The organism is Microbacterium sp. K41, from assembly GCF_004794395.1.
Lineage (GTDB): Bacteria > Actinomycetota > Actinomycetes > Actinomycetales > Microbacteriaceae > Microbacterium > Microbacterium sufflavum.
On the sequence record NZ_SSDO01000512.1, the window covers coordinates 1 to 11,216 of the forward strand.

The following is an 11,216-nucleotide window of genomic DNA, read 5'->3' on the forward strand; positions in this document are numbered from 1 at the left end:
CGGCGAACGCGCGCACGCACGCGGCGCCGATCCCGCTCGCTCCGCCCGTCACGAGGGCCCGGCGTCCGCGCAGATCCGTCATGCGGCGGCCTTCTCCGCGTCCAGCCGTGCCGCGATGCGCGCCGCGTCCTCGTCGTCGATCGCCTGCAGGGAGATGCCGGTGGTCTCGCGCAGCGACAGCACGGCGATCGCCGTGACCACGCAGGCGATCACGATGTAGATCGCGATCGGCAACCAGGAGCCGAAGTCGCGCAGCCACTGGATCGCCAGGATCGGGGCGAGCGAGCCGGCGAGGATCGCCGTCACCTGCGAGCCCAGCGAGACGCCCGAGTAGCGCATGCGCGTCGGGAACAGCTCCGCCATCACGGCCGGCTGCGGCGCGTACATGAACGCGTGGAAGCAGAGCCCGATCGTCACCGCCAGCACGATCAGCACCGGGTTGAGGGTGTCGAACAGCGGGAAGGCGAAGAACGCCCACGTCGCGCTGAGGATCGCGCCGGTCAGGTACACGGGCTTGCGGCCCCAGCGGTCGGCGAGCCGGCCGAGCTGCGGGATGACCGCGAAGTGCACCACGTGTGCGATCAGCAGCGCCAGCAGCAGCTGGCTGGTGTCGTACTCGTGCACGGTCTTGAGGTACACGATCGTGAAGCTGACGACGATGTAGTAGACGATGTTCTCCGCGAACCGGAGGCCCATGGCCTGCACGATGCCGACCGGGTAGCGGCGCAGCACCTCGACGACGCCGTAGGAGGTGGCCTTCTCGGTCTCGACCTGGGCCTTCGCCTCCAGGAAGATCGGCGCCTCCTCCACGTGACGGCGGATGTAGTAGCCGACGAGGACGATCACGGCGGACAGCCAGAACGCGATGCGCCAGCCCCACTCGAGGAACGCGGCGGAGCTCATGACCCACGAGCTCACGAGCAGCACGAGCGTGGCGAGCAGGTTGCCCACCGGGACGGCGGCCTGCGGCCAGCTCGACCAGAACGCACGCGAGCGGTCGGGGCTCTGCTCCGCGACCAGCAGCACCGCGCCGCCCCACTCGCCGCCGACCGCGAAGCCCTGGATGAACCGCAGCGCCACGAGCATCGCGGGGGCCCAGTAGCCGATGCTCTGGAACCCGGGCAGGCAGCCCATCAGGAACGTCGCGGCGCCGACGATGATGATCGTGGCCTGCAGGGTGGGCTTGCGGCCGAAGCGGTCGCCGATCTGCCCGAACACGATGCCGCCGAGCGGGCGCGCGATGAAGCCGACCGCGTAGGTGACGAAGGCGGCGATGATGCCGTCGAGCGGGGAGCCGGTCGCGGGGAAGAAGTAGGTGCCGAACACCAGGCTCGCGGCGGTGGCGTAGAGGAAGAACTCGTACCACTCGACGACGGTGCCGGCCATGGAGGCCGCGACGACGCGCTTGAGCTTCGACGGGGGTGCGGCGGTCGGGGATGCAGCAGTGGGGGATGCCATGTCTCTCCTTCGGGTGTCGACGGTGACACCTCCCGACCAGTGTCGGCGGGCGCTGAGGCTGCAGCAATGCCCAGTCACGCGCAGCCCCTGTGCATAATTGCAGAATGGAGGCGACGAGGCGACCCCGGGCTGACGACCTGCTCGTGCTGCTCGCGGTCGCCCGCACCGGCCGCTACACGAGCGCCGCGACGCACCTCGGCCTCGACCACACCACGGTCGCCCGGCGCATCGCCGCCCTGGAAGACGCCCTCGGCGGACGGGTCGTGGCCCAGTCCGCGTCCGGATGGGAGCTCACCGACCTCGGGCGCACCGCCGCCGAGACCGGAGGACGCATCGAGGCCGCACTGTCGCAGCTCGACGACGGCGGCGGTGAGACCCCCGACCCGGTCGCGGGCGTCGTGCGGATGTCGGCCACGGACGGCTTCAGCGCCTACATCGCGGCGCCCGCCATCGCCGACCTGCGCCTCGAGCATCCGCGGCTGACCGTCGAGATCGTCGCCGCGACGCGTCGGGCGGCCGAGCACCGCGCCGGGCTCGACCTGGAGGTGGTGGTCGGCGCACCCCAGACCCGCAGAGCCCACGCGGTGAAGCTCGGCACCTACACCCTCGGCATGTACGCCTCGCGCGACTACCTCGCGCGCACGGGCACGCCGGCCACGCGGGAGGAGCTGGAGCGGCATCGCCTGGTGTACTTCGTCGACTCGATGCTGCAGGTGGACGCACTCGACCTCCCGCGCCGGCTCGTGCCCGGGATGCAGGACGGCCTCACGTCGACGAACGTGTTCGTGCACGTGGAGGCGACCAGGGCGGGCGCGGGCATCGGGCTGCTGCCGTGCTTCGCCGCCGACCGCCACGACGACCTGGTGCGACTGCTGCCGTCGGTGTTCGCCGAGAAGCTGCCGTACTACATGGTCGCCCGGCCCGAGTCGCTACGGCTCCCCGCGGTCGCCGCCCTCGCCGACGCGCTGCGCGCCCGCACCCGCGCCTCCCGGGCAATGCTCGACGGCCTCACCGCCTGAGCGTCGCGCGGTCAGGCGAGCCCGAGGGACAGGAGCTCGGCGGGGTCGAGCATGCGCGAGCGGATGAGGAACCGCAGACCCGTCGGGCCCTCCACGCTGAAGCCGGCGCCGCGACCGGGGACCACGTCGATCGTGAGGTGCGTGTACTTCCAGTACTCGAACTGCGACGCCGACATGAACACTTCCACGGGCTCGGTCAGCCCCACGTCGAGCCGTCCGAGCAGCACATCGCCCGGACCGGTGAGGAACATCCCCACGGGGTAGCACATGGGCGCGGAGCCGTCGCAGCAGCCGCCCGACTGGTGGAACATGAGCGGACCGTGCTGCGCGGTCAGTTCACGCACGAGTGCGGCCGCGGGCTCCGTCACCGCGACCCGCTCGGAGGTGCTCTCCGTCATGTGCCCGTCCTTCCGTCGTGCCGGTCGTCGAGCGAGACCCCGCCGCTCGCGGGTCGCTCGCTCGACGACCGGAGTATCCCGGGCGGACGCTGCCGCGCCCGCCCGGGAGGCGGATCAGAAGAAGCCCATCGGGCCCTCGGCGTACGACACCAGGAGGTTCTTCGTCTGCTGGTAGTGGTCGAGCATCATCTTGTGGTTCTCCCGGCCGACGCCGGACTGCTTGTACCCGCCGAACGCGGCGTGCGCCGGGTACTGGTGGTACGTGTTCGTCCACACCCGGCCGGCCTCGATCGCCCGGCCGGCGCGGTAGGCCGTGTCGCCGCTGCGGCTCCACACCCCGGCGCCGAGACCGTACAGGGTGTCGTTGGCGATCGAGATCGCGTCGGCGAAGTCGTCGAACGAGGTGACCGACAGCACAGGACCGAAGATCTCCTCCTGGAAGATGCGCATGTCGTTCGTGCCCTCGAACACGGTCGGCTGCACGTAGAACCCGTCGCTCAGGTCGCCGCCGAGGTCGGCCCGCTCACCGCCCGCGAGCAGTCGCGCCCCGCCCTGCTTCCCGATGTCGATGTAGCTAAGGATCTTCTCCAGCTGGTCGTTCGACGCCTGCGCGCCGATCATCGTCGCCGGGTCGAGCGGGTTGCCCTGCACGACCTTCTTCACCCGCTCCAGCCCGTCGGCGAGGAAGCCGTCGTAGATCGAGCGCTGGATGAGCGCCCGCGACGGACACGTGCACACCTCGCCCTGGTTCAGCGCGAACATCGTGAAGCCCTCGAGCGCCTTGTCGTAGAACGGGTCGGTCGTGGAGCGCGCGACGTCTTCGAAGAACACGTTCGGGCTCTTGCCTCCCAGTTCCAGCGTCACCGGGATGAGGTTCTGCGACGCGTACTGCATGATCAGCCGCCCGGTCGTGGTCTCGCCCGTGAACGCCACCTTGCGGATGCGCCTGTGCTGCGCGAGCGGCGCCCCGGCCTCGATGCCGAACCCGTTCACGATGTTCACGACGCCGGCCGGGATGAGGTCGCCGATCAGGTCGAACAGGAACAGGATCGAGGCGGGGGTCTGCTCGGCCGGCTTGATGACGATGCAGTTGCCCGCGGCGAGCGCCGGCGCCAGCTTCCACACGGCCATCAGGATCGGGAAGTTCCACGGGATGATCTGTCCGACCACGCCCAGCGGCTCGTGGAAGTGGTACGCGACGGTGTTCTCGTCGAGCTGGCTGATGCCGCCCTCCTGCGCCCGCAGGACCCCGGCGAAGTAGCGGAAGTGGTCGATCGCGAGGGGGATGTCGGCGGCGAGGGTCTCGCGCACGGGCTTGCCGTTCTCCCAGGTCTCGGCGACCGCGATGGCCTCCAGGTGCTGCTCCATCCGGTCGGCGATGCGGTTCAGCAGCACCGAGCGCTCGGCGGGGCTGGTCTTGCCCCAGGTGGCGAACGCCTTCCACGCCACGTCGACCGCGCGGTCGACGTCTTCGCTCGTGCCGCGGCCCACCTCGGTGAAGGGCTTGCCGTTGACCGGGCTGATGTTCTCGAAGTACTGGCCCTTCACGGGCTCGACGAACTCGCCGCCGATGTAGTGCCCGTAGCGGGGGCGATAGGTGGCCACGGCACCGGGCTGCCCCGGAGCGGCGTAGGCGAGGGACACGTCTTCTTCGACGATGGTCATGGGGTCTCCTTCGACGGGTGGGCCGCGGCCTCGATGCTCAGCGGCTGTCTCCGACGGTAGGCGGCTCCCCGTTGCAGCCCCGTGCGCAACGTTGCAGGAGGTTGCAGCCTCAGGGAAGAGCGGCGAGGAAGGCGCGGAACCGCTCGGCCATCGCCCCCGGCACCTCGGCGATCGTGAAGTGCCCGCCGTGCTCGAGCCGCTCGAACACGCGCAGGTCGCGGTAGTAGCCGCGGGCGAGCCCCTCGGGGTAGTCGTGCTCGTGGCGCTGGATGAACACCGCGGCGGGGACCGTGACCGGCGGCATCGGGGCCGGAGTGTCGGCGCCCTCGTAGTACGGCCGGAAGGAGCTCGCGATGCTCTGCGTGACCCAGTAGATCATCGCCTCGGTGAGGATGCGGTCGCGCGAGATCACGGCCTGCACGGCCGCCGGGTCGTCGCCGTCGGTGTCGGCCCACTCCGATAGCTTCTCGGCGATCCACGCGAGCAGCCCCGCCGGGGAGTCGTTGAGCGCCGCGGCCAGGGTGTCGGGCCGCGCCCACTGCACGTGCCCGTACGACCCGTTCGGTCCGTGCTCGGCGTCGAGCCGGGCGAAGAACGCCTGCACCTCCGGGTCGTCGCTGGCCGCCCGCTCCTCCGGCGTGCCGAAGTGCGCATGGGTCGCGACGATGCCCGCCACCCGATCGGGGTATGACGCGGCGATCAGATCGCTCACGTTCGCCGAGACGTCTTCGCCGTAGGTGACGTAGGAGTCGTAGCCCAGCACCTCGGTCATCAGCCGGTGCATCGTGGCGGCGAAGCGCCGCTCGTCGGCCGGACCGTCGGCGTAGGGCTGCGAGAACGCGAAACCGGGCAGGCTGGCGACCACCACGTGGACGTCGTCGAGGAGCGCCGCGGCGTCGAGCTGCAGCGCGAACGTGTGCGGCCAGCCGTGCATGAGGAGCAGCGCCGGGGCGTCGGTCCGCTCGGAGCGCAGGTGCGCGAAGTGGACGTCGGTGCCGTCGACCTCGGCGAGGAACTGCGGGAAGCCGTTGAGCCACTCCTCCCGCGCCCGCCAGTCCCACTCCGCCCAGGACTGCACGAGCTCGCGCAGCCAGGCCGCGCTCATGCCGGAGCGCATGCGCCGGGGTGAGTCGTCGAGCAGCCGCGCGCGTCGAAGGCGGGCGCGCAGATCGTCGAGCACCTCGTCGGACACGTGCACGCGGAACGGACGGATCTCGGTCATGCCCGGACGCTACGCGGGGCCACCGACAGCGCGTTCGATGCGGGTGACCAGGCCCGCCCGCCGCGGCGAGCGCGCGGGCAGCATCTCCAGCGCGAGCCGCAGCACCTCCGCGTCTTCCCGCCCCTCGGGGATGTCCGCGTACGCGAGCAGCACGTCGAGACTCGCCTCCGACAGCATCGCCTCCCGGAGCGCGGCGCGCACGGTGTCGCGGAACTCCTCCACCCCCGGTGAGGTCGACTCGGGCAGCACGGCGCCGCGGTAGGCGGTGAGCGCGACGCGGTGGGCGCCGCGGTCGAGCAGCGACAGCACGTCGTGGGCGTCGGTCTCGAGCGGCACGGGCAGCCGGTACGGGCGGGACTCGGGCACCAGGTCGGGAGCCGCGCGCTCCAGCACCTTCCGCAGCCGCACCATCTCCGGGCGCAGGGTGTCGGGCGACACGTCGGGCCCGTACACCAGCTCGCACAGCCGTTCGGCGGAGAGCCCCTGCCGGTGCACCGCGAGCATCAGGAGGATGGCGGCGTGCCGCGCGCTCAGCTCGATCACCGCCTCCTCGTGCGCGGACTCCGTCTCCAGCCGCGCGCGGTCGCGGCCGAGCACGTGCAGCCGCGCGCGGGCGGTCGCCGTCGCTCGGGGCTTCGGGGAGGGACGGCTGCGCGGGGATTCGGCGCGCCGCCGCAGCCGGGCCACCATCAGCTCGGACTCGACGGCACGGGCGGTCGCGTCAACGAGCAGCCGGGCCTGCGGGGTGACGACCTCGGCGCCGCCGGTGATGTCGATCACGCCGAGCACCCGCTGGGTCTCCGGGTCGCGCACGGGCGCCGCGCTGCACGACCACGGGTGCACGAGCCGGTTGTAGTGCTCGGCGCCGCGGATCTGCACCGACTGCCCGAGGGCGAGCGCGGTGCCCGGTGCGCTGGTGCCCACGGCGGACTCCGACCAGTTCGCCCCCGCCACGAAGCCCATGCCGTCGGTGAGCGAGCGCAGCTGCGCGTCGCCCTCGATCCACAGCAGCCGACCGGCCTGGTCGCCGACGGCGATCACGACCCCGGAGTCCTCCGAGGAGCCCGGCAGCAGCAGGGCACGGATCAGGTCCATCGCGGAGGCGAGCGGATGCGCGAGGCGGTACTCCTCCAGCTCCTCGGCGTGCAGGTCGAGCGGCGGAAGCCCTTCCGGTCCGACGCGACCCCGCCATGACCGCTCCCACGACTCCCGGACGAGCGGGCGCACCTCCTGCAGGCGGCGGTCGTCGAGGTTCCCGGCGATCAGCTCCTCGTGCGCACGCTCGACGAGCAGGCGCGGGGCCTCGGGGAGAGACCCGTGGGTTCCCTGCCACGGTGCAGACACGCGATCTCCTTCGTCGAGAACGGGCGTGCCCTCAGTGTAGGAGCGTTGGACCTGCGGCGGAATATCGCCTCGCGCCCCCGCGGGACTCCTCCGGCGCAGGGGCTCGAAGGCTCAGCGGAGCAGGCCCGCGACCAGGGCGTCGATCACGGCATCGGTCGAGGTGCCGGGGTCGATCGGGGTGGTGAGGCGGTCGAGCAGGAGGCCGTCGATCGCGTAGTGGAACAGGGCGATCTCCGCGCGTCCGCCGGGCAGGCCCGCCGCGGTGTTGAAGGCCACGTCGGCGTCGAAGCCCGCGCGCTGCCACGCGCCGAGCACGGCTGCGAGCTCGGGGCGCCGGGCGCTCTCCAGGCGCAGCTCGAACAGGGCGAGCGTCACGTCGCGGTCGCCGGTGAGCCGACGCACGATGTCGCGCACGTAGTCGGCGAACAGCGCGGGGCCGGGGGTGCCGGCGGCGCGGCGTTCCAGATCCTCGGGGGTCGGAGCGAGCCGTTCCCCGATGCGGTCGACGAGTCCTTCGATCAGGGCCTCGCGGCTGCGGAAGTAGTTCGACGTGGTCCCGGTGGGCACCTGCGCCTCGACGTCGACGGCCCGGTGGGTGAGTCCGCGCGAGCCCTCGCGGGCCAGCACCGTCAGCCCGGCGTCGGCGATCACGCGGCGACGCGACTCGTTCTTGACCATGCCTCGACCCTAGCGCAATCACTACGGCTGTCGTAGTCTCAACCGCGACAGATGTAGTGATTGGAGAATCATGCGAGAACTCGTGTACTACGTGGCCGTCACGCTCGACGGCTTCATCGCCGGTCCGGGCGGAGAGTTCGACGCCTTCCTCGTCGAGGGCGACCACATGGACGGCATCAACGCCCGGTTCGCCGACACGATCCCCACGGTCGCCGCCGAGGCGCTGGGCATCGAGCAGCGCAACGACGTGTTCGACACCGTGCTGATGGGCTGGAACACCTATCAGGTGGGCGGCCTGCCGAGCCCGTACCGGCACCTGCGCCAGATCGTGTTCAGCCGCGCGCACACGGCCGAGGCCGAGAACCTGGAGGTGACGGCGGAAGACCCGGTCGAGGTCGTTCGCCGGCTCAAGCAGGAGGACGGCAGTGCGATCTGGCTGTGCGGAGGCGGCGCCCTCGCGGCCACCCTCGCCGACGAGATCGACCGGCTCGTGCTCAAACGCCAGCCGCTCCTCTTCGGCTCGGGCATCCCCCTCTTCGGCGAGCGCCCGTATCGCCCCGAGCGGTTCGACGCCGTGGCGACGACCGCGTACGAGTCCGGCGTCGTGTTCTCGGAATTCGAGAGGCGCCGCGAGAACTGAGCGCTCGGCGGCCCGGAGGGCGGGCCCCATACCCCCTCCCGGCCGCCCTGGCAATGGCGTTCTCCGAATCCGTCCCGCTTCCTATCGTGAGGTCACACCCACGAGTCAGGAGAGACGCCATGAACGTCGAGACCCCCATCCCCACTGGCTCCCCGCAGCGCACGCAGACGCCTCCGTCCGCCGGTGCCGCTGAGCAGTCCTGCGAGCGGATCGACTTCGACAGATATGTCGTCGACCCCGCCTCGCCCGTGGGTTACATTGACGTCGTGCCGCCCCTCTACGTCTGCTACCTCGGTCACCCCTATGCGCGCGCCGTCGAGGTCGCGCAGGTCTACGAGTTCGACCACGCCGTCGGCATCGTCAGCGCCATGGCCGCCGGTTCGCGCCACCACGCCCTCGCCGGATGAGCCGCGAGATCTGGCCGGGCGAGGCCTACCCGCTGGGCGCGACGTTCGACGGACAGGGCACCAACTTCGCCCTCTTCAGCGAGGGCGCGGAGAGCGTGGAGCTCTGCCTGTTCGACGACGACGGCACCGAGACCCGGGTGCCGCTCACCGAGGTCGACGCGTACGTGTGGCACGGCTACCTGCCCACCGTGCAGCCGGGGCAGCTGTACGGGTATCGCGTGCACGGCCCGCACGACCCCGCGCAGGGCCGGCGCTTCAACCCGAACAAGCTGCTGCTCGACCCCTACGCCAAGGCCGTCGCCGGCGACATCGACTGGGGGCAGTCGCTGTTCGGCTACGACTTCGGCGACCCCGACTCCCGCAACGACGACGACTCCGCCGCCGCGATGGTCAAGGGCGTCGTGATCAACCCGTTCTTCGAGTGGGCGGGCGACCGTCGCCTCAAGACCCCGTACGCCGAGACCGTGATCTACGAGGCGCACGTGAAGGGCCTCACCCAGCGTCACCCCGAGATCCCGGAGGAGCTGCGCGGCACCTACGCCGGCATCGCCCACCCCGCCGTCGTCGAGCACCTGCAGCGCCTCGGCGTCACCGCGCTGGAGCTCATGCCCGTGCACCAGTTCGTCAACGACTCGGTGCTGCAGGACAAGGGTCTGTCGAACTACTGGGGCTACAACACCCTCGGGTTCTTCGCCCCGCACAACGCCTATTCGGCGACCGGTCAGCACGGCCAGCAGGTGCAGGAGTTCCGCGCCATGGTGCGCACCCTGCACGAGGCCGGCATCGAGGTCATCCTCGACGTGGTCTACAACCACACCGCCGAGGGCAACCACCTCGGGCCCACCCTCTCGATGCGCGGGATCGACAACGAGGCGTACTACCGCCTGGAAGAGGACCGCCGCTACTACACCGACTACACCGGCACCGGGAACAGCCTCAACGCCGGCAACCCGCACGCCCTGCAGCTGCTCATGGACTCGCTGCGCTACTGGGTCACGGAGATGCACGTCGACGGGTTCCGCTTCGACCTCGCCTCCACGCTCGCCCGCGAGTTCTACGACGTCGACCGCCTCGCCGCGTTCTTCGAGCTCGTGCAGCAGGATCCGGTGGTGTCGCAGGTCAAGCTGATCGCCGAGCCGTGGGACGTGGGGCCCGGCGGCTATCAGGTGGGCAACTTCCCGCCGCAGTGGTCGGAGTGGAACGGCAAGTACCGCGACACCGTGCGCGACTTCTGGCGCGGCGAACCGCAGGCGCTGGGCGAGTTCGCGGCCCGCCTCACCGGCTCGGCCGACCTGTACGAGCACTCCGGACGGCGGCCGGTCGCGTCGATCAACTTCGTCACCGCGCACGACGGCTTCACGCTGCGCGACCTCGTGTCGTACAACGACAAGCACAACGAGGACAACGGCGAGGACAACAACGACGGCGAATCGCACAACCGCTCCGACAACAACGGCGTCGAAGGTCCGACCGACGACGTCGAGGTGAACCGGCGGCGAGCGCGCCAGCAGCGCAACTTCCTCGCCACGCTGCTGCTGTCGCAGGGCGTGCCGATGATCTCGCACGGCGACGAGCTGGGGCGCACGCAGCACGGCAACAACAACGGCTACGCGCAGGACAACGAGCTCACCTGGATCGACTGGGACGCCGCCGACCTGCCGCTCGTGGAGTTCACCGCCGCGGTCGCACGACTCCGGCGCGAGCACCCGACCTTCCGCCGCAGCCGCTTCTTCGACGGGCGACCGGCGAGCGCGGACGACGGCGAGCGGATCCCGGATGTCGTCTGGCTGCGGCCCGATGGCGGCCCGATGGCACCGGAGGACTGGGACTCGGGCTTCGGACGCTCGGTGGGGATGTTCCTCAACGGCCGCGGCATCCGCGAGAACGACCGCCGCGGCCGCCCGGTGGAGGACGTGAACTTCCTGGTGTACTTCAACAGCGGAGACGAACCCGTCGAGCTGGTGCTGCCCGACGAACGCCACGGCCGCGAGTGGTCGGTGGCCGTCGACACCGCCGGCGACATCGACGACACCCGTCCGCTCGATGCCAGCGCCGCGATCCCGCTGGAGGGCAAGGCCATGATCGTGCTGCGCGAGATCGACGGCGAACCCCTCGCGACCGACGACTCCGTGGACGCCTCGCTCCGCTCACAGAGCGAGCAGGCCGACGCATGACCCGACGGCCACTGTCGACGTACCGCCTGCAGATCAGCCGGGACCTCCCGCTCGACGCGGCGGCCGAGCTCGCGCCGTACCTCGCCGACCTCGGGGCCTCGTGGGTGTACGTCTCGCCGCTGCTCGCGGCCGTGCACGGCTCCACCCACGGGTACGACGTGGTCGACCACACCCGCGTGGACGCGGACCGCGGCGGCGAGGCCGGTCTCGA

Annotated in this window: 11 protein-coding genes and 1 pseudogene; 5 read left to right on the top strand and 7 right to left on the bottom strand. The window is 71.0% G+C overall.

Annotated features, from left to right (window positions below; genetic code table 11):
- Both DW309_RS20080 and DW309_RS17425 read right to left on the bottom strand, forming a co-directional pair.
- Positions 1-82, bottom strand: a pseudogene (locus DW309_RS20080) (3-hydroxybutyrate dehydrogenase); the annotation flags it as partial.
- Entirely contained in the window at positions 79-1,458 is a 1,380-nt protein-coding gene (locus DW309_RS17425; protein ID WP_136046086.1) for an MFS transporter, read from the bottom strand. The pseudogene DW309_RS20080 and the gene DW309_RS17425, both read right to left, overlap by 4 nt.
- Before the next feature lie 104 nt (positions 1,459-1,562).
- Here DW309_RS17425 and DW309_RS17430 point away from each other — a divergent pair, with 104 nt between their 5' ends.
- Complete coding sequence (locus DW309_RS17430; protein ID WP_136046087.1) at positions 1,563-2,477, top strand: LysR family transcriptional regulator; 915 nt, start codon at positions 1,563-1,565, stop codon at positions 2,475-2,477.
- Between the two features lie 11 nt (positions 2,478-2,488).
- Here the strand turns inward: DW309_RS17430 and DW309_RS17435 are convergent, their stop codons facing one another.
- The 5 genes from DW309_RS17435 to DW309_RS17455 form a co-directional block, all read right to left on the bottom strand.
- A complete protein-coding gene (locus DW309_RS17435; protein WP_136046088.1) occupies positions 2,489-2,875 on the bottom strand; it encodes a DUF779 domain-containing protein in 387 nt (128 codons plus the stop codon).
- 114 nt (positions 2,876-2,989) lie between these two features.
- A complete protein-coding gene (exaC, locus tag DW309_RS17440; protein ID WP_136046089.1) occupies positions 2,990-4,540 on the bottom strand; it encodes an acetaldehyde dehydrogenase ExaC in 1,551 nt (516 codons plus the stop codon).
- Positions 4,541-4,649: 109 nt separating this feature from the next.
- The gene (locus DW309_RS17445) at positions 4,650-5,762 is read right to left on the bottom strand and encodes an epoxide hydrolase family protein (RefSeq protein WP_136046090.1); all 1,113 of its coding nucleotides are present in this window, start codon (positions 5,760-5,762) and stop codon (positions 4,650-4,652) included.
- Positions 5,763-5,771: 9 nt separating this feature from the next.
- Positions 5,772-7,106, bottom strand: a complete 1,335-nt coding sequence (locus DW309_RS17450) for a GAF domain-containing protein (RefSeq protein WP_136046091.1) — start codon at positions 7,104-7,106, stop codon at positions 5,772-5,774.
- A gap of 111 nt (positions 7,107-7,217) precedes the next feature.
- Positions 7,218-7,784, bottom strand: coding sequence for a TetR/AcrR family transcriptional regulator (locus DW309_RS17455; protein ID WP_136046092.1), 567 nt, complete (start codon positions 7,782-7,784; stop codon positions 7,218-7,220).
- 70 nt (positions 7,785-7,854) lie between these two features.
- On the opposite strand from DW309_RS17455, the gene DW309_RS17460 reads away from it, so the two are divergent.
- The 4 genes from DW309_RS17460 to DW309_RS17475 all read left to right on the top strand — a co-directional run.
- Positions 7,855-8,424 carry a dihydrofolate reductase family protein gene (locus DW309_RS17460; protein ID WP_136046093.1) on the top strand — a complete coding sequence of 190 codons (570 nt, stop codon included), beginning with the start codon at positions 7,855-7,857 and terminating at the stop codon, positions 8,422-8,424.
- A 119-nt stretch (positions 8,425-8,543) separates the two neighbouring features.
- Positions 8,544-8,831 (top strand): hypothetical protein, encoded by a 288-nt coding sequence (locus DW309_RS17465; protein WP_136033824.1) that lies wholly within the window; start codon positions 8,544-8,546, stop codon positions 8,829-8,831.
- The gene (gene glgX, locus DW309_RS17470; RefSeq protein WP_136046094.1) at positions 8,828-11,005 is read left to right on the top strand and encodes a glycogen debranching protein GlgX; all 2,178 of its coding nucleotides are present in this window, start codon (positions 8,828-8,830) and stop codon (positions 11,003-11,005) included. The genes DW309_RS17465 and glgX overlap by 4 nt, the downstream gene beginning before the upstream one ends.
- The coding region (locus tag DW309_RS17475) for a hypothetical protein (RefSeq protein ID WP_136046095.1) at positions 11,002-11,216 on the top strand (215 nt) is incomplete at its 3' end. The genes glgX and DW309_RS17475, both read left to right, overlap by 4 nt.